The organism is Bradyrhizobium sp., from assembly GCF_049581145.1.
Taxonomy (GTDB): Bacteria; Pseudomonadota; Alphaproteobacteria; order Rhizobiales; family Xanthobacteraceae; genus Bradyrhizobium.
In genome coordinates, this window is record NZ_JBAURI010001284.1 from 1 (window position 1) to 16,413 (window position 16,413).

The window sequence follows — 16,413 nt, forward strand, 5'->3', positions numbered from 1 at the left end:
GTGCAGAACAGGCGTGTGGCGGTGGCGCGCGCGCCGTTCGTTTCGCATCGGGACGCAGGCGGGACCAAGATCGCATCGCAGGGGCTGGCCAGCTTCTACACCGAGGGGACGCAGACCGCGAGCGGCGAGAGGTTCGATGCGCACGAACTGACCGCCGCCCATCCGAGCCTGCCATTCGGCACCAAGCTGCGTGTGACCAACGTAGCGACCGGCAAGTCTGTGACGGTCCGGGTCAACGACCGTGGGCCTTACGTTCCCGGACGTGTCGTCGATGTGTCCTATTCCGCCGCCCGCATGCTGGGAATGGTTGGCGGCGGCGTCGCGAAGGTCAAACTCGACGTGGTCCAATAGCAGCGCAGCTTGCGGAAGCCGCAAACTTATCCAAGTTTTCGACTAACTTCCGAGGCCACTAGATGGCTGATTCGGCATGATTCTGATTCGCGAAGGGTATTGCCATGGCATTTTTCAAGCGTGAGCTCGGACCGGTCGAGCGCTTCGAGAACGCGTTGAAAGAGAAGCAGGCGGCACGGCAGAAACTGGCCGACCGCTTGAGCGCCACCGAGACGGTGCTGGCGGAAAAACGTGGCGAAGCCGAAAAGCTGGCGGTGGCGGGCGCCGCCAATGCCAAGCTGGCGCGGGCGGAGGCCAGATTGCGCAGCGTGGAGGATCAGGTCAGGACGCTCCGCGCCGCGTTGGCCGAATGCGACGAGCAGGTCGTCACGACCGAGCGCGCGCTGGCCGACGCGAAAGCCCAGCGCGACCGCGACCGAATCGCCGACGAGATCGAGGCCATGGCGGCCGCGATCGAACGGGCGGCGCCGGCATTCAATCTCGGCGCCAACGCACTGGTCACGGCCGTCACCAAAAGCGTGGCCTCGGTCGGCGAGGCCACGCGATTTGCGACCAGCGTCGACGCGGTGCGCCGCGAGGTGATCTCGGCTGCGGATCTGATCTGCTGGGAACTGCGATCGGCCGCGGTGCGCACCCGGGCGGGCAACGTGAATCTGTTGTTGCCGGCGCCGGCCGAGCCGGTCGAACCGCCGTCGCCGGAGATCGAGCGGCAGCTGATCTATACGCTCAATCCGCTGCTGTGGCGGGAGGGCGGAGAGGTGCGCCGGGTTCCGGCGTTCGCGCGGGTCGGATTGCCCATCAAACTGCTCTCCGTCGCGCTCCGGCATCATCATGTCGACCATCTCAGCGCGCGACGCGTGCAGACCTTGATGCACGTGCATGGCAGCGGACGGATTCATGGCGATATCAATCCGGACGATCCGCAACTGGTCGATCTTGACGCGCTCGCGAGCGGGGAGACCGAGAGCGGCAAGTCCGAGACCTCCAAGTCCGAGCCCCCCAAGTCCGAGACCGCCAAGTCCGAGACCGTTACGCCCGAGAAGGCAAAGTCCGAGAGTCCGAAGGCAAATGTCGCCTGACGGCTGCGCCGGTTCTCAGCCTGCCGTCTCGGCGCCCGGATGCATCCGCTGCGCTCAAGGTGCCGTGAGCGCGGTGCGCCATGGCTCAATGTGGCTTGCCGAGCATCGCGGCGAAGGGCAGCGCAAAAATCTCCTCGCCGAGATCGTCGCTGGCATGCAGGACCCAGCTGCGCCAATCCTCCTCGCCGGGCTCCATGATCAGCGACCGCATCAGCAGGGTGGCCTGATCCTTCGCTTCCGCCAGGTCGCCGACGGCCGCGCCGCAATGACCGATCATCAGCCCTTCGGTGCTGGTGCAATGGAAATAGATCTGGGCCATGAGCCGCCTCCTGCAAAAAGCCACCTTGAGACGAGGCTATCAGCGAGGAGGCCGGCGGAAAATTCGGATCAATCCTCTAAGGACAGCTACGGAGGCGGCGGCCGGCTTCGCGGCCCCGCAATGCGCGCTTCGGGGCTGCGCGGCCCGATGGGCGCAATCCGCCCAGGGCCGTCAGGGCGGATGATGTCGATCCTGCCAAAGGCTTGATCACGACAGGGAGTTTTCTGCCCACGCAGCGGGCAATGGTCGCCGGCATCCGCCGATCTGTCCGCTCATCATCGGTGTGTTGCATTCGTCGTCTATTGCCGATGTCGTGCAAACGCGCCCCGAGGGTCTGCTGGAACCAGCGGGGGTTGTTCGGCTTTGCTGTCAGGCGTTCTTTTCACCGATGCAAGACGCCACCTCGTGCGACGACGCGAGGCGTGCGAATTCGATCATCAATGGAGCCACCGATGCGTCTTCCCATTCTCGATCCCGCAGAACTCAGCGACGCGCAGAAGCCGCTCTACCAGGATATGCGCGAGGGCATCGCAGGGCATTTCAAGGGTTTTGTGAACATCCGCGCCGATGGCGCGCTGCTCGGCCCGTGGAATCCCTGGCTGCGCGAGCCGGCCTTCGGAAAACCGGTCTGGGACCTGGTCAAGGCGATGGTATCGAACCCGTCGCTCCCTGCCGCGGTTCGCGAAGTCGCGATCCTCGTCACCGGATCGCACTTCCATTCGGCCTACGAATTATACGCTCACGTGCTGGTCGCGGAACAGCGCGGCCTGTCCGACGACAAGCTTGCGACGATCGTGGCAGGTCAGAGGCCCTCCGACCTGACTCGCCAGGAGGCGGTAGCCTACGACTTCGCCTGGGCGCTGGTGAATGGCGGCGTGCTTCCCGAGTTGACATACAAGGCGGCGGTCGAACAGTTCGGCGCGCATGGCGCAGCCGAACTGTCCTACCTCATCGGTCTCTACTGCATGGTCTCGGTCACGCTGAACACCTTCGATGTTCCGGTGCCGGAATAGGCGCGAGGCGCGGCCATGCCGCGCTCGTCCTCGAACAGGGCCACCCGCAGCGGCGCGTAGAGCGCGGCTGCGAGCTGATGACGTGTCATCTTTGACGCCGTGACGGGATTGCCGATTTCGTGTCGCGCCGCGCTGCGCCGGCGGCCGATGATCTGCAGCAGTGCGCCGTGATCGCGCTCGACGAAAATCGACAGTTTTGGCCCGCTCTGCTCGTAGTCCGCAGCGCGCTGCTGATCGGCGCGCTGCAAGACATCGACGATATCGGGATCGAATTTCGGCGCGACGTCTTCGAGCCTCCGGCGAACCTGGGCGAATGGTCTGTCGGACGAGATCCGGATCTGCTCAATCTCGATCGTCCGTAATGTGACGGAGGCCTGGGTCATGGCAAAGCTCCCAAAGCGGTCGTGGCTGGCCGACGAGCAGGCGGATATCCGGTTCTGCCATGCTGTGCTACGACGGTTCATGATTCACATGTCAGTCGACATCCAATCGGCAAGACCAGCCGACAATGGGCGCCTTCACGATCGTGATATCGCCGGCGCCACGCCGGCCGGCGTGTTACTCCGCCGCTGAACGCTAGGCCTCTCACAACGGGGCGCACGGGCAAATCATGCCTGGCTGGTCATGCTTCACTGGTCATGCTTCACTGGTCATGCTTCACTAGTCATGCTTCACTGGTCATGCTTCACTCTTGGGCACGTATTTGCCCAGCACGCACTTGTACTTTTGCAAGGTCCACTCATGATACGGACCGTGCGCGAGCCAGTCGGCGATGCCGATTTGCCCGTTGACCTGACAGGCCGACATCGTGATCCCCGACTGCTCGCTGGTGGTAACAACTTTCTCGAGACAGACTTGGCCGTTGCACAGAACGGCGATGAGAGTAACGAGCATGGTCACCTTTCAGTGATGAGAACGACCCGGTCGATTCAACCATGCAGAGTTCGTGCCACGGACGCTCCGCGCGCTATCCGGGGAAGCCCGGTGTGGCGGGAAAGGCGCCCGAGGCAGACGCTCGGCGAGAGGGGAATGAACCGGGCGTATCAGCCGAGCGTATTAGCCACCTTGGCGATGGGCTCGCTGTCGCCGATGACGGAGAGATCGTCGGCGGACCGATTTGACCGCGACGAGCCGCGCCACGTGACGGGGGAGCATGACGCGCGTTTGCATCGCTCACGTTTTCGCACAGCATGAACGCGAGGCATTTGCGCGGCGAAGCTCACGTGGAAGTTCATGCGGGGCAGCGCGAGGGCTCTTGATTGCAGGACTGGCAACTCGCACGGGTTTATGAAGCGGGCTGTCAATAGAACAGCGCCGGGCGGGTAAGGGGCCATGCCTCACTGATGCGGCCCACTTATAACCCTTGCCCGGCGTTCCGTTCGTGTGCCTGGCCGCTATGCGATGGTCCGAACGTGTACCAGCGGATTGCGCGGCTTGCTCTGCGGAGGTGGAGTCATTCAAGACCCTCCCTTGCTGGTGATTGTCGCTTGTGGCGACACTTGTGATGCTCCTCCTGTTGTCCCGAACTGTCAAGGCAGATCGCGGCGCAATGGTTGATAACTGGTTTGTCGTGGTCCGACCCGCAGGTAGTCGAACGTCGTGAGCAGCCGCCGCAAAGGCGCGGATGACGCCATTGCCCTTCATCGTGATCATGAGAAGCGAATGATGATTGGGCTCGATGCGACTGCGAGATGGCGTTCGTGGTCAGCGTAGCGTCGTCGCGCGCAACGGGTCCGTCGGGACGTCGCTTGTCGCAGCGTTGATTGTTGAGCGGCCTGTCGCCGCGACGGACAGCCTACATCGCGTGCAGGCATGGGGAGGCGTGGCCTACTGCATTCGGCTGCGGAGTCTCAAGGTGCCCGGCGCGCACCCCACTTGCGGGCGAGCTGCGACCGGCAGAGGACAAATCGTGCGCCGCGGATTTCGTCATCTCGCATTGTTATCACGTCGAGATGTCGGGGGGCGGCACGCGCGGACGTGCAGGGGCACGGATCGCCGTTGGCACGTCGTTTTTGCTGGCATTTGCTGCGGCGCCATGCCCGCATTATGGCGGCGTTCCCCGTGGGCCGCCGCAATGCGCTTCGATTTTGGTCTCAAATTTGCCTCCCGGCCCCGTCCATTCTTGGCGTGTTGAGGGAGGCTAAAGCTGCCTGTTTGGTTTCCGATGATTTGAGACGGAGCGCACCCATGCGTGTTGTAGTGATCGTCGTGACGATGTTGGTCGTCACCGCGCCGGCGCTGGCTTCAGAATCCTGCATGAGCAAGGCTGAAGCGCGTCAGCATTTTCCCGCCGCTCATATCTATTGGCATGGCTCGGACCACTGCTGGGATGCGAGGACGGCGCAACGCCATCAGATCCACAGCGTTCAGCGCCGGGCGTCGCTTCGCGAAGCCGAGGCAGAGCCGGATCGGCCCAAGGATCGGGCGAAGAATCAGCCAGAGGACCAAATCAAAAATCAAACCAAGGATCAGACCAAGGTCAATCAGCCCAACTGGCGCGACTCGATGTCGGAGATGTTGCCTGACGACGCTCCGACGCAGCCGCCCGGGACGGCACCGGAGGCGCGGCCTGACGCGACCGACGCTGCCGCGACCGATGCTGCTGCGACTTGGGCCGATCGCTGGGTCGACATCGCCGCGCTGCCCTTTAGCGCGCGGTGGGTCGATGTCCCGCAGGGCGCCTCACGGCCGATCGCGGAAGCTGGCGCCGAACTGTCGGCCGCCCCGACCGGCCTGGTGATCGTGTGTATCGCCTTCGTGCTGATGATCGGAACGATCGAGATGCTGTTCGGTGGCACGATCTTCGAGCGCCGATCGGGCGAGGTGAGAGTGGTCGATGAATCGCAGGCCTGGGCGGAATAGCCAGCTGCTCGCAAGATCTGGTGCCGCGGCGTTTGGCGTCGGGTTCGCCGCGGGCGAGACGTGATCGCTCCACCGCAGGCTACGCGGCGCTTGCTTTGTCCAGCCCGGTTCTGAGCGGTTGTCTTGCCAGAGCCCGCGCAGGATGAGCTTCTCGGGCCGTGAGGGGAGAACCGGATGTGCGCTGATTTTGCGACGATTTGGCATCCGACGCGCTGGCACAGGGATTGCTGAGCAAGACGTGTCCGCTTCCGCAACCCGGCTGGAGCGTCGAACCGGAAGGGACCTGGCGATGGACACGCTGTTTGCGATCTGCGCGACCTATGAGGTGGAGGATGGCCAAGCGACCGGCTTCATGCTGATGCGCAGGGAACTGGATGGCAGCGCCAGGCCGTGGCCGATCCTCGTCACGCGCAAGGGCAACAAGTTCTTCGGCTTCGAAAACGCGTGTCCGCATCAGGGCTCGCGCCTCGATACCAGGCCCGGCGAGTTCATGGACGAAGAGGGCAATTTCGTCGTCTGCGGCAGCCATGGGGCGCAGTTCGATCTCGACACCGGCCATTGCTTCATCGGCCCCTGTCAGGGGCAGGCGTTGACGCCGATCAACCTGATCGTCGACGATGGCGATCTCTGCCTGAGCGGTGTCGATCTCGCCGAGGAGGATGGGCTCGACATCGCCGAGCCGGGCGACGACGTGCCAGAGGTGCAGATCACCTCGGATTGAGCGCCGTGCGCCGAAGCGCGCGGATCTGGGTGCGTCAGCGGCGCCGTTCGGCGCGGCTGAAATTGCTCAGATGCCCCTCGCGGGCCGCTTGCGATCGGGCGGCCTTGATGATGCCGCGGCTCTTGCCCGGCGCCGCCGTGCGCGACATCAGGCGGGTCAGTCGCTTGCCGCCGCAATTGGGACAGACCGGCGTTTCCGACGAGCCGATCAGCAATTCGACATCGTCCGCGCAGCTCGCACAATGGTACCCGTATAACGGCATCGCCGCACCTCCAGTTCGGCAGACCAGTCGGACGAGACCGCACTGCTCGATCAAACCAAGCTGTCCACCTGCGAGGTAGTGCAGGAACCGGACCAGTCCGGCGGATGCGTTATTCGCGCCATGGATCATCATGCGTGCCCGAGCGGTCCGCATTCTGTGTGCTGAATATGACGGGCCTGTCGGGGAATCGACAGTGCCCGGGCCTCAGGACGCCCTCGGCGAAATCGGACCGCGCGTGGAGCGATCTGCAGCCGTTGCGCTGGCGCCGGTCTGGACGCGCTCCGTTTCACTTGCCGAGTGCGCTATCTGCCGACGCTGAGCCCTCAAATGCGTCCGCCGCAATTTTTTCACATGGATGCCATATTCTGCGACTGCGAAGCATTATTGTGCCCATTTCGTGATCTTATCGGCCCGAGCCCTTCTGTTGAAGCGGGGTTGCGCCATCCATGTTGTGTCTGGTCACGATGCGCTGGTATTGAAGCGCTGTCCGGCACGGTCGGGCGGACCCCGCTTATCCGTCCAGGCGCCGGTTCCTCGAGCGAAAATGAGGGGCTGATGGACAGTCACCGGTTGCGCGCGGTTTTCATGCGGGGAGGGACCTCGAAGGCCGTGATGTTTCGGCGGGACGACCTGCCTGCGAACCCGAAGGCCTGGGATCCGATCTTCCTGCAGGTGATGGGCTCGCCCGATCCGAACGGGCGGCAGCTCGACGGTATGGGCGGCGGGATTTCGTCCGTCTCCAAGATCTGCGTCATCGGGCGGCCGAGCCGGCCCGACGCCGACGTGGATTACACGTTTGCGCAGATCGGCATCCGCGACAGCTTCGTCGACTATGGTGCGAACTGCGGCAACATGTCTTCGGCGGTGGGGCCGTTCGCGCTGGAAGAGGGCCTGGTGAACCCGCCCGCGGATGGCGAGGCCGTGGTGCGTATCCACAATACGAATACCTCCAAAATCATCGTCGCGCGGTTTCCCGTCGACGACGGCAAGCTCGCCGCGACCGGCGACATCGAAATCGATGGCGTGGCGGGCAGGGCGGCGCCGATCCGGCTCGAGTTCCTCGAGCCCGGCGGCGCGCGCACCGGCAAGCTGTTGCCGACCGGCAGGGCGTGCGACGTGTTCGAGATCGACGGTCTCGGCGCGGTGCGGGCCTCCTGCGTCGATGCCGCCAACCCTTGCGTGTTCGTGGAAGCAAGCGCGGTCGAAAAGTCCGGCGACGAATTGCCGGACGTCCTGGAAGGGGACGCGCTGTTCCTGAAGCGGATGGAAGATATCCGCTGCGCCGCGTCGATCGCGATGGAGATCGCCGGAGATGTGGAGCAAGCCAGACGCATGACCGGCATCCCGAAAGTGGCCATGGTGTCGGGTCCGCGGAGCGGCCGAACGCTGTCGGGACGCGAGCTTGCCGCGTCGGACACCGATATCTGGGTCCGCATGATCTCGGTCGGCCAGCCGCATCGCGCCGTGCCGATCACGGGCGCGATCTGCCTTGCCGTTGCCGCACGCGTCCCCGGCAGCCTGCCTGCCGCCTTGACCACGTCAGCGGGACCGATCCGGATCGCGCACCCGTCAGGAGTCACGCTGGTCGATGCGCGGGTCTCGGCTGCCGAGCAAGGTTTGGTCAACGCCGAGTTCGGCGCAGTCTACCGCACCGCGCGCCGGCTTTTCGAGGGACACGTCATCTATCGCTCGCCGGAGTAGCTTCTGTGTGGATATGAACCGTTCCCACCACCGGCGTCCGTGAGTCGGAGGAAGCTCTTCGGCTGCCGTGAGCAAACCTCGCTCGGCGGCAGCCGGGAAGCACTTGCGCCGACCTGCGGGGCCGGCCCTTCGTGTTGATCGAGTGAAGCGGAAGGTTCGGGCTACGCGGCTTTGGCAGTTGGCTCCGGCACCGCTGTTTCCATCGCCCTCATATACATGTCGAGCAGGCTATCGTGCTCGTCGCGCTCTTCGGCGTCCTGCTTCCGGAGTTTGATGATCTCCTTCAGGATCTTCACGTCAAAGCCCTCGCCCTTGGCCTCTGAGAAGACCTCCTTTTTCTGCTCGTTCAATTCCTGCAATTCAGTGTCCAAATTCTCGATCCGCTCAACGAAAGACCGGATCCGTCCGCCGGGAATGCTGATGTCAGACATGGTGCCTCTTTGCTGAATGAGAGCGTGAAATTGCAGGCAAAAACCTCACCAACGCGTTAACGCAAATTCGAAGGGCGCGCTCAAGTGCGGGTGATCGGCGTGAGGCATGGCGCCGCTGCAGTTCGGCATATCGTTTGCTTTGGAACAGTTCCCCGATCTCCGTTAGCCTTGGCGCTCGGGATGGCCGGCGCGGCTCGCAAATCCAGGTGGGCGAAGTGGGAGAGCACGTGACATGGCAAAGCGGCTAATGCACCTGATGGCGTATTTGAAGACCGGCGCGACCTCGACCCATCCGGGCGGCTGGCGGCATCCGGAAGCGGATCTGGACGATATCTTCCTGCCGAGCCGATACGAGCATATCGCACAGGTGCTGGAGCGATCCTTTTTCGACGGGTGCTTCTATGCGGACACCCAGGGCGTTCCGGATATCTACAACGACAGCTTCGCGGCCTATATCCATCATGGTGGCCAGCTGTCCTATCTGGATCCGCTGACCGTGCTCCCGATCATGGCGGCGGCGACCAGGCATCTCGGCCTGGGAGCCACGCTCTCCACCACATTCCATCATCCCTACCATCTTGCCCGCACGCTCGCGTCGCTGGATCTGCTGTCGAACGGCCGGGCCTGCTGGAACGTCGTGACGTCCTCGACAGATTTCGAGGCGCGCAATTTCGGAATGGAGAAGCTTCCCGAGAAGGACCTGCGCTACGACATCGGCGACGAAGTCCTGGAGGCGTGCTGCGCGCTCTGGGACTGCTGGGAGCCGGACGCCTTCATCATGGACAAGCGCGGCGGTGTTTTCGCCGATGCGGCGAAGGTTCGCTATGCCGACTACCGCGGCAAATACGTCAGCACCCGCGGCCCGCTGTCGCTGCCACGCAGCCCACAGGGGCGGCCGGTGCTGATGCAGGCTGGCGCCTCGTCCCGCGGTCGCGCCTTTGCCGCACGATGGGCCGAAGCCATCTTTTGCGGGGCGACGGGTGTGGCGGCCTGCGTCGAATTCTATGCCGACATCAAGTCGCGGATGAAGACCTATCGCCGCTCGCCCGAGCAGTGCGCGATATTGCCGGCGATTTCGGTGGTGCTGGGCGAGACCGAATCGATCGCCCGCGAACGCGCGGACTATCTCGACAGCCTGATCAGTCCCGAGCTGTTGAAGGCCACCGGCTCGGCCATGCTCGGCGCCGATCTTGGCAAGGTCAGGTCGGCCGAAGAGCTCGCGTCCGCCAAGGGTAGTCAGGGGCATGGCGGCCTGGAGCAGAACATGCGCCGGATCATGCAGGAGCAGTCGGTCACTCTTGAAGAAGCCAATCGTCGCTCGCACCGCTCGCTCATCGGGACCCCGGTCATGATCGCCGATGCGATGCAGGAGATCTTCGATGCCAACGGCTGTGACGGTTTTGTTCTGCAGGGCAACGTGTCGCCTGGGATGTTCGAGGAGTTTGGCCGAATGGTCGTTCCTGAATTGCAAAATCGCGGTCTGCTGCGGACAGCCTATACGGGATCGACGATGCGGGAGAATCTCCTGCACTAGCAAAGCGTTTCCGACGTTCTGATCATGTGAAACGAAGCAGTAGATGGGTAGAGCTCTTGCGAAACCCATCAATTCCCCGCGGGGCGATGGGGTTGGAGCGGCAGCGGTACGGCGACGTCCGGCGGCAGCGACGCCAACGGCGACCAGGGCAGGGACACCATGCCGGAGACGGCCGATCGGCCGACCATTCCGCTCGCCAAACAGAATAAGCCCCGTGAGGGCCGCTAGCAGCTAGGAACCAAAGTTGCTCGGGGGCGTTTTCGGAGCCTCACGGGCAGCGCCATGATCCATCGCCGAAAGTTCCTCGTCTCCGCGGCAGTCTGGTTTGCCGGAACGACATCGCTGACCCGCGCGAGCATCGTTCACGACCGGTTGCCGTGGCTGCCCTATCCGTCAGCGGCGCCCGAGATCGAGCGTCCGGGTCCATGGCAGTTCTTCACCGCCGACGAGGCGCGCGCGGTCGAGGCCATCGTCGACCGGATCATCCCGCCGGACCCGCAGACGCCAGGCGGCAAGGACGCCGGCTGCGCCGTCTTCATCGATCGACAATTGAAGGGCCCGTATGGCTCAGCCGACGGGCTCTATCGGCGCGGTCCGTTCATCAAGGGCACCAAGCAGCAGGGACCGCAGTCGCCGCTGACGCCCGCAGAGCTTTATCGGAAAGGTCTCGCCTCGCTCGACAAATACTGCAAGGACAGCCGCGGCGGTAAAGCCTTCGCCGATCTTGCGGCCGACGAGCAGGACGAAATTCTCAAGCAGATCGAATCCGGCACGGCGAAGTTCGACGAAGTGGACGCCCAGGGCTTCTTCGATGCGCTGCTGAAGGACGTTCCCGAGGGCTTCTTTTCCGATCCGATCCACGGCGGCAACCGCGACATGGTCGGCTGGAAGATGATCGGGTTTCCCGGCATTCGATACGATTATCGTGACTGGGTGAAGCGCCACAACGAGCATTACCCATATCCGCCCGTCAGCATCGCCGGGCGCAGCGACTGGACTCCTCATAAATCCTGAAGTGGTGATCATGGCCCGAAAGCTGCCGGCGAAGGATGTCGTGATCGTGGGTCTTGGCTGGACCGGCTCAATCATGGCTCATGAGCTCGCCGATGCCGGGCTCGACGTGGTCGCGATCGAGCGCGGGCCCTGGCGCGACACGGCGACCGACTATCCGCCGAACTTCGCGCCCGACGAGCTCCGCTATCGGATCCGGCACGAGCTGTTCCTGCGTCCCGAACAGACCACATTCACCTTCCGCAACAAGATGAGCGAGACCGCACTGCCAATCCGTTCCTGGGGTGCGTTCATGCCGCCCAACGGCGTCGGCGGTGGCGGCGTGCATTGGAATGCGGAGACCTGGCGGTTTCTGCCCTCCGATTTCGTGCTCCGCACCCATCTCACCGAACGCTACGGCGCGCAATTCTTGCCGCAGGACATGACGATCCAGGACTGGGGCGTCACGTTCGACGAGATCGAACCCTATTACGATCGTTTCGAATATCTCTGCGGCACCTCCGGTCAGGCGGGAAACATCAAGGGACAGATCATCGAGGGCGGCAATCCCTTCGAAGGCGCGCGCTCGCGCCCTTATCCGACGCCCGCGCAGGATCAGCCATTCGGCGCGACGCTGTTTGCCAAGGCGGCCCGGGAGCTCGGCTACAAGCCGTTTCCGCAGCCCTCGGGTAACCTGTCGCGGCCCTACCAGAACCCGCTCGGTGTCCGGCTTGGCGCCTGCAGCTATTGCGGCTTCTGCGAATGGTTCGGCTGCGGCAACTACTCCAAGGCCTCGCCGCAGACGACCATCCTGCCCGTGCTGGTGCGCAAGCCTAACTTTTCTGCGCGCGACAATTGCGAGGTAACCCGCATCAATCTCGACAGCTCCGGCAAGCGCGCCACCGGCGTCACCTTCGTCGATACCGCCGGCAACGAATGGGAACAGCCGGCCGAGCTCGTCATCCTGTCGGCCTATACGATCTTCAACGTACAGCTTCTGCTGCTCTCCGGCATCGGCAAGCCCTATGATCCCATCGCCAATACCGGCGTGATCGGGCGCAATTTCACCCACCAGACTATTTCCGACGTAACGAGCTTCTTCGACCCGTCCAAGTTCATCTTCAATCCTTTCATCGCCTCGGGCGCCATCGGCATGTGCATCGACGAGTTCAATGGCGACAATTTCGACCATGGACCGCTCGGCTTTGTCGGCGGCGGCTACATGGGGCAGGTGCAGACCAACGGCCGGCCGATCGAGACGGCGCCGGTCCCGCCGGGCACGCCGCGCTGGGGCGCGCAATGGAAGCAGGCGGTCAAGCAGAATTATCTGAGCGCTCTGAAGCCGGGCACCGGCGTTCACGGCAGCATGTACAGTTACCGCGACGTCTATATCGATCTCGATCCCACCTACAAGGATCGGCTGGGCCGGCCGCTCGCGCGCATCACGATGGATTTCCATGACAACGAGATCAGGCAGAACGCCTTCCTGACCGACAAATTCGCCGAGATCTTCCAGGCGATGGGCGCCAGACAGGTGGTGAAGGAGTATCGCAAGGCGCCCTACGACGTTACCAAATATCAGACCACGCATTTGTGCGGCGGCGCGATCATGGGCACCGATCCCTCGACCAGCGCCATCAACCGCTACCTGCAATGCTGGGACGTGCCCAATCTGTTCGTGACCGGTGCCAGCGGCTTTCCGCAAAACGCCGGCTACAATCCAACGGGCACGCTGGCCGCGCTCGCCTATTGGGCGGCGGACGCGATCCGCGACCGATATCTCAAGAACCCCGGACAGCTGATCAATGCATAAGTGCGCGACGATCGCAGTCGCCCTGATCGCGCTCGGCGCCAGCGTCGGCGGCTGCCGCGGCGCGGGACTGCAGGATTTTGGCGAGATCGCCCGCGGGCGCTATCTCGCCACGGCGGCCGATTGCGGCAGCTGCCACACGATGCCCGGCAGCAATCAGCCTTTCGCGGGCGGTCGGCCGATCGAGACGCCGTTCGGCAAGCTGGTGGCGCCCAACATCACGCCGGACGACGAGACCGGGATCGGCGCCTGGAGCGACGATCAGTTCGACGCCGCGGTTCGAGGGGGAAGGGCGCGCGACGGCGCCCGGCTCTATCCGGCGATGCCGTTTCCCTATTATGCGCGGATGTCGCGCGATGACGTCAAGGCGATTCGCGCCTATCTGAGCACGGTCGAGCCGGTCCATCACGCGGTCACGTCGGACACGCTGCCGTTTCCGTTCAGTCTGCGGTCTGCCATGATCGCGTGGGACGCGCTCTATTTCAAGCCGCGCGAGTTCCAGCCTGATGCGGCGAAATCGGCGGAGTGGAATCGCGGAGCGTACTTGGTCCAGGGACCGGCGCATTGCGGCGCCTGCCACACACCCAAGACGCTCTTGGGCGGAGACAAGAGCACCGAGGCGCTGCGCGGTGACACGCTGCAGGGCTGGGTCGCGCCCGACATCACCAGCGGCCAGGGCCCGCTTGGTGCCTGGACGGCCGACGACCTCGCTGAATATCTGAAGGCCGGCCACAACAAATATGCCGCAGCGGCCGGCCTGATGGCCGAAGTCGTCCAACTCTCCACCTCGAACATGTCGGATGCGGACGTGAAAGCCATCGCGGTGTATCTGAAGGACGTATCGGGACCGGCCGCTGCATCGGCGGGCAGTGTCGACCCGGACGTGCTGGCGGCTGGCGGCGCCATCTTTGGCGATCTCTGCGCGGCCTGCCACCAGAAGGACGGGCAGGGCGTTCCGCGATTGTTTCCGCAGTTGTCCAATGCGGCGTCCGTGGCCGCGGCCGATCCGACCACCGTGCTTCGCGTGATCCTGCAGGGAGCGCCGACGGTCGCCACCGAGCGCGAGCCGACCGGCCCGGCAATGCCCGCATTTGACTGGCAACTGAACGATGAGCAGGTGGCCGCGCTGGCGAGCTATGTCCGTAGCCATTTCGCCCACGCAGCCGGCGTCAGCACGGAGCAGGCGAGGCAAGCCCGCGCGGATCTCGCTGAGCGAGCAAACTGATCGACCCGTTTGGCTGCCGCCGGCGCTCAAATGCCGATGTCGATGGCGTCGAACCGGCGTGGTGGATGCGCCAGCAGGGCCGCGCTCTCGACGATGCGCATTTCCTCGGTGCCGCGCGCCGCAGTACGCTCCAGAACGGCGAAGATCGCCGACGCGGCGTGGCCCAGCGCATCCGGTGTATTGGACCCGCAAACGCGCGCGGACACGAACAGCGCGGCGAACAGGTCGCCGGTGCCGGACGGGCTGATCGGCAGCCTGGGCGTGCGCACGCGCCACGCCTGCAACCGTTGGCCGGATCGTTCGATGGCGACGGTCTCGATCTGGCCGTCCGGCGTGTCGGCGAGCCCGGCGCTGGTGACGACGATGGTCGAGGGACCGCGCGCCATCAGGGCTCGCGCGGCTGCGATCACCCGATCGAGGGTTGCGGCCTTCGCTCCGCCCAGCCATTCGAGCTCGAAGTGATTGGGGGTGATGATATCCGCAAGCCGGCACAGCCGGTCGCGCACCAGTGGCGGGATGTCGGCCTGGACGAACAGGCCGCGGTCGCGATCGCCGAGCACGGGATCGCAGCAATAGCGGAGCGCGGGATTGCGCGCCTTGGCGCGCGTCACGAAGTCCGCGACGACAGCGGCGATCTCGGGCGAGCCGAGATAGCCGGACAGGATCGTGTGCGCGCTGTCGACCGCGCCGCGCTCCTCGACGCCGAGCAGGAGATCGGCGACCAGTTGGGCATCGAGCACCCGGCCGCGGATGGTCGGGTAACCCGGCCGGTTGCTCAACAGGGTGGTGGGCACAGCGATCACGTCGATGCCGTGCAGCTGCATGGGAAAGACGGCGGCGCTGTTGCCGACATGGCCGTAGGCGACCTGGGACTGAATGGAAATCACGGTCATGGTGGGCCGAAGCGGTATCCAATGCCTGAGGTCTGATCGGCGAAGCGCTAAAGTCCCGAGCAACGGCCGTCAATCGGGCACCGGGTTTGGTGCGGGAATTGTGTAACATATTGAACTATATGCATTAAATTTCATATTCATCAACTTTTCGCGATGCAGCAAAATATTATTGCAGTGCAATAAATGGAGTGTAGGCTGCGTCCTGGAATCCTAATCCAGGAGAATCGGTGTGAAGATGACTTCCCTTTCTATCGCGGCCGCCGCCGTGATCACGGTTGCAGCCGGCACGGCCGGTTTCGCGGCGGAGTTGCCGAGCTATGAAACGACGGGCCTGCCGATATCGGCGGTGCAGTTGCGCGTGCTGGGGGCCGCGAATGTCAGGGAACAAGCCCCGGCGCCAAGCTCCACGCTGACGCCGGTTCAGCTCAGCATCCTGACACCGCGGCCAAGAACGACGACCGCGACAATCGCACCGGCCCCGACTGAAATCGCTCGCTCAGGTCGCTGAGCGACAGCTCCATCGGTTCTGGATCAGACCTGAGCGATGTGGGCAGCGGCTTAGAGTACAAAAAGCCCGCGACGTGGTCGCGGGCTTTTTCTTGATGACACGCTCGACGCCGAGCAGCGCGGCGCCCAAGCGAACCGATGCTACGGTCACTTGCCGAACTTCCCGCTCGCCTCCACGCTGAGCGGCGTAAAAAAATTGACGAGATTGCCGTCGGGATCGCGGAACAGGAGCGAGCGGTTGCCCCACGGCATCGTGGTCGGCTCCTGCACCAGGGAGCGGCCAATGACGCCGGTCAACCTGCGATAGTCCGCATCGACGTCGTCCACGCGGAATTCGATGATGGTGCTGTGATTGTCGGCGGGACGGGCGATCTCACCGCTGAACAGCTGGAGTGTGCGCGTGCTGCCGATGGCCAGCGTGCAAGCCGGCGTTTTCAGCTCCCCGAAATCCTCGGTGAGCATCTTGATCGGGATGCCCGTGATCTCCTCGTAGAAGCGCGTCAGGCGCTTGATGTCAGCGGTGATGATGCGGATCGAGACGAAATTCACGATATTCTCCTTGGCCAACACTGGCGCAGTTCGGCGTCGCCCTGTTGTATCCAGGCGCTACTGACAGCATGGTGTCAGCATGATCGGAGCATCCTGGCTTGCGTGCAGGATGGGGCGAACTCCACGCGCTTTGGTCGCCGACGGAGGAGGGACGATGAAAATCTAT

General features: G+C 63.9%; 19 protein-coding genes. 11 read left to right on the forward strand and 8 right to left on the reverse strand.

What is annotated here, in order from left to right; translation table 11 throughout:
• Nucleotides 1–351, forward strand: a 351-nt coding sequence (locus WCB02_RS40815) for a septal ring lytic transglycosylase RlpA family protein (protein ID WP_423968393.1), incomplete at its 5' end; no start/stop codon positions are given.
• A gap of 104 nt (nucleotides 352–455) precedes the next feature.
• The gene (locus tag WCB02_RS40820; RefSeq protein ID WP_423968395.1) at nucleotides 456–1,430 is read left to right on the forward strand and encodes a hypothetical protein; all 975 of its coding nucleotides are present in this window, start codon (nucleotides 456–458) and stop codon (nucleotides 1,428–1,430) included.
• Between the two features lie 85 nt (nucleotides 1,431–1,515).
• On the opposite strand, the gene WCB02_RS40825 is transcribed toward WCB02_RS40820, so the two are convergent.
• A complete protein-coding gene (locus WCB02_RS40825; protein ID WP_423968397.1) occupies nucleotides 1,516–1,749 on the reverse strand; it encodes a DUF6894 family protein in 234 nt (77 codons plus the stop codon).
• A gap of 452 nt (nucleotides 1,750–2,201) precedes the next feature.
• Here WCB02_RS40825 and WCB02_RS40830 point away from each other — a divergent pair, with 452 nt between their 5' ends.
• Complete coding sequence (locus WCB02_RS40830; RefSeq protein ID WP_423968399.1) at nucleotides 2,202–2,762, forward strand: carboxymuconolactone decarboxylase family protein; 561 nt, start codon at nucleotides 2,202–2,204, stop codon at nucleotides 2,760–2,762.
• On the opposite strand, the gene WCB02_RS40835 is transcribed toward WCB02_RS40830, so the two are convergent.
• Nucleotides 2,708–3,145 (reverse strand): DUF302 domain-containing protein, encoded by a 438-nt coding sequence (locus WCB02_RS40835; protein WP_423968401.1) that lies wholly within the window; start codon nucleotides 3,143–3,145, stop codon nucleotides 2,708–2,710. The genes WCB02_RS40830 and WCB02_RS40835 overlap by 55 nt on opposite strands.
• 295 nt (nucleotides 3,146–3,440) lie before the next feature.
• Entirely contained in the window at nucleotides 3,441–3,656 is a 216-nt protein-coding gene (locus tag WCB02_RS40840) for a hypothetical protein (protein WP_423968404.1), read from the reverse strand.
• A gap of 1,104 nt (nucleotides 3,657–4,760) precedes the next feature.
• Here WCB02_RS40840 and WCB02_RS40845 point away from each other — a divergent pair.
• Together WCB02_RS40845 and WCB02_RS40850 are read left to right on the forward strand one after the other, a co-directional pair.
• Nucleotides 4,761–5,624 carry a hypothetical protein gene (locus WCB02_RS40845; protein ID WP_423968406.1) on the forward strand — a complete coding sequence of 288 codons (864 nt, stop codon included), beginning with the start codon at nucleotides 4,761–4,763 and terminating at the stop codon, nucleotides 5,622–5,624.
• A 289-nt stretch (nucleotides 5,625–5,913) separates the two neighbouring features.
• The gene (locus WCB02_RS40850) at nucleotides 5,914–6,345 is read left to right on the forward strand and encodes a Rieske (2Fe-2S) protein (protein ID WP_423968408.1); all 432 of its coding nucleotides are present in this window, start codon (nucleotides 5,914–5,916) and stop codon (nucleotides 6,343–6,345) included.
• A gap of 34 nt (nucleotides 6,346–6,379) precedes the next feature.
• Here the strand turns inward: WCB02_RS40850 and WCB02_RS40855 are convergent, their stop codons facing one another.
• On the reverse strand, nucleotides 6,380–6,607 hold the full coding sequence (locus WCB02_RS40855) for an FmdB family zinc ribbon protein (RefSeq protein WP_423968410.1): 228 nt from the start codon (nucleotides 6,605–6,607) through the stop codon (nucleotides 6,380–6,382).
• Nucleotides 6,608–7,162: 555 nt separating this feature from the next.
• On the opposite strand from WCB02_RS40855, the gene WCB02_RS40860 reads away from it, so the two are divergent.
• A complete protein-coding gene (locus tag WCB02_RS40860) occupies nucleotides 7,163–8,308 on the forward strand; it encodes a 2-methylaconitate cis-trans isomerase PrpF family protein (RefSeq protein ID WP_423968412.1) in 1,146 nt (381 codons plus the stop codon).
• A gap of 161 nt (nucleotides 8,309–8,469) precedes the next feature.
• On the opposite strand, the gene WCB02_RS40865 is transcribed toward WCB02_RS40860, so the two are convergent.
• A complete protein-coding gene (locus WCB02_RS40865; RefSeq protein ID WP_423968414.1) occupies nucleotides 8,470–8,739 on the reverse strand; it encodes a DUF2312 domain-containing protein in 270 nt (89 codons plus the stop codon).
• Between the two features lie 232 nt (nucleotides 8,740–8,971).
• Here WCB02_RS40865 and WCB02_RS40870 point away from each other — a divergent pair, with 232 nt between their 5' ends.
• From WCB02_RS40870 to WCB02_RS40885, 4 genes are all read left to right on the forward strand, one after another.
• Nucleotides 8,972–10,273, forward strand: coding sequence for an NtaA/DmoA family FMN-dependent monooxygenase (locus tag WCB02_RS40870; protein WP_423968416.1), 1,302 nt, complete (start codon nucleotides 8,972–8,974; stop codon nucleotides 10,271–10,273).
• Nucleotides 10,274–10,555: 282 nt separating this feature from the next.
• Nucleotides 10,556–11,287 (forward strand): gluconate 2-dehydrogenase subunit 3 family protein, encoded by a 732-nt coding sequence (locus WCB02_RS40875; RefSeq protein ID WP_423968419.1) that lies wholly within the window; start codon nucleotides 10,556–10,558, stop codon nucleotides 11,285–11,287.
• Between the two features lie 10 nt (nucleotides 11,288–11,297).
• Nucleotides 11,298–13,076 (forward strand): GMC family oxidoreductase, encoded by a 1,779-nt coding sequence (locus WCB02_RS40880; RefSeq protein ID WP_423968421.1) that lies wholly within the window; start codon nucleotides 11,298–11,300, stop codon nucleotides 13,074–13,076.
• Complete coding sequence (locus WCB02_RS40885; RefSeq protein WP_423968423.1) at nucleotides 13,069–14,298, forward strand: c-type cytochrome; 1,230 nt, start codon at nucleotides 13,069–13,071, stop codon at nucleotides 14,296–14,298. The genes WCB02_RS40880 and WCB02_RS40885 overlap by 8 nt, the downstream gene beginning before the upstream one ends.
• Before the next feature lie 26 nt (nucleotides 14,299–14,324).
• Here the strand turns inward: WCB02_RS40885 and pdxY are convergent, their stop codons facing one another.
• On the reverse strand, nucleotides 14,325–15,191 hold the full coding sequence (gene pdxY / locus WCB02_RS40890) for a pyridoxal kinase PdxY (RefSeq protein ID WP_423968426.1): 867 nt from the start codon (nucleotides 15,189–15,191) through the stop codon (nucleotides 14,325–14,327).
• Between the two features lie 235 nt (nucleotides 15,192–15,426).
• Between pdxY and WCB02_RS40895 the strand changes: the two genes are divergently transcribed.
• Nucleotides 15,427–15,699, forward strand: coding sequence for a hypothetical protein (locus WCB02_RS40895; protein ID WP_423968428.1), 273 nt, complete (start codon nucleotides 15,427–15,429; stop codon nucleotides 15,697–15,699).
• Nucleotides 15,700–15,845: 146 nt separating this feature from the next.
• Here WCB02_RS40895 and WCB02_RS40900 read toward each other — a convergent pair whose 3' ends face one another.
• Together WCB02_RS40900 and WCB02_RS40905 are read right to left on the reverse strand one after the other, a co-directional pair.
• On the reverse strand, nucleotides 15,846–16,247 hold the full coding sequence (locus WCB02_RS40900) for a VOC family protein (RefSeq protein ID WP_423968430.1): 402 nt from the start codon (nucleotides 16,245–16,247) through the stop codon (nucleotides 15,846–15,848).
• A partial coding sequence (locus WCB02_RS40905; protein ID WP_423968432.1) for a hypothetical protein occupies nucleotides 16,213–16,413 on the reverse strand: 201 nt, incomplete at its 5' end. The genes WCB02_RS40900 and WCB02_RS40905, both read right to left, overlap by 35 nt.

What these genes read in the sequence shown, in the direction of transcription:
- WCB02_RS40820 (WP_423968395.1), top strand. Translation starts at nt 456, where the DNA reads ATGGCATTTTTCAAGCGTGAGCTCGGACCGGTCGAGCGCTTCGAGAAC.
- WCB02_RS40825 (WP_423968397.1), bottom strand. Translation starts at nt 1,749, where the DNA reads ATGGCCCAGATCTATTTCCATTGCACCAGCACCGAAGGGCTGATGATC.
- WCB02_RS40830 (WP_423968399.1), top strand. Translation starts at nt 2,202, where the DNA reads ATGCGTCTTCCCATTCTCGATCCCGCAGAACTCAGCGACGCGCAGAAG.
- WCB02_RS40835 (WP_423968401.1), bottom strand. Translation starts at nt 3,145, where the DNA reads ATGACCCAGGCCTCCGTCACATTACGGACGATCGAGATTGAGCAGATC.
- WCB02_RS40840 (WP_423968404.1), bottom strand. Translation starts at nt 3,656, where the DNA reads ATGCTCGTTACTCTCATCGCCGTTCTGTGCAACGGCCAAGTCTGTCTC.
- WCB02_RS40850 (WP_423968408.1), top strand. Translation starts at nt 5,914, where the DNA reads ATGGACACGCTGTTTGCGATCTGCGCGACCTATGAGGTGGAGGATGGC.
- WCB02_RS40855 (WP_423968410.1), bottom strand. Translation starts at nt 6,607, where the DNA reads ATGCCGTTATACGGGTACCATTGTGCGAGCTGCGCGGACGATGTCGAA.
- WCB02_RS40860 (WP_423968412.1), top strand. Translation starts at nt 7,163, where the DNA reads ATGGACAGTCACCGGTTGCGCGCGGTTTTCATGCGGGGAGGGACCTCG.
- WCB02_RS40865 (WP_423968414.1), bottom strand. Translation starts at nt 8,739, where the DNA reads ATGTCTGACATCAGCATTCCCGGCGGACGGATCCGGTCTTTCGTTGAG.
- WCB02_RS40870 (WP_423968416.1), top strand. Translation starts at nt 8,972, where the DNA reads ATGGCAAAGCGGCTAATGCACCTGATGGCGTATTTGAAGACCGGCGCG.
- WCB02_RS40875 (WP_423968419.1), top strand. Translation starts at nt 10,556, where the DNA reads ATGATCCATCGCCGAAAGTTCCTCGTCTCCGCGGCAGTCTGGTTTGCC.
- WCB02_RS40880 (WP_423968421.1), top strand. Translation starts at nt 11,298, where the DNA reads ATGGCCCGAAAGCTGCCGGCGAAGGATGTCGTGATCGTGGGTCTTGGC.
- WCB02_RS40885 (WP_423968423.1), top strand. Translation starts at nt 13,069, where the DNA reads ATGCATAAGTGCGCGACGATCGCAGTCGCCCTGATCGCGCTCGGCGCC.
- pdxY (WP_423968426.1), bottom strand. Translation starts at nt 15,191, where the DNA reads ATGACCGTGATTTCCATTCAGTCCCAGGTCGCCTACGGCCATGTCGGC.
- WCB02_RS40895 (WP_423968428.1), top strand. Translation starts at nt 15,427, where the DNA reads ATGACTTCCCTTTCTATCGCGGCCGCCGCCGTGATCACGGTTGCAGCC.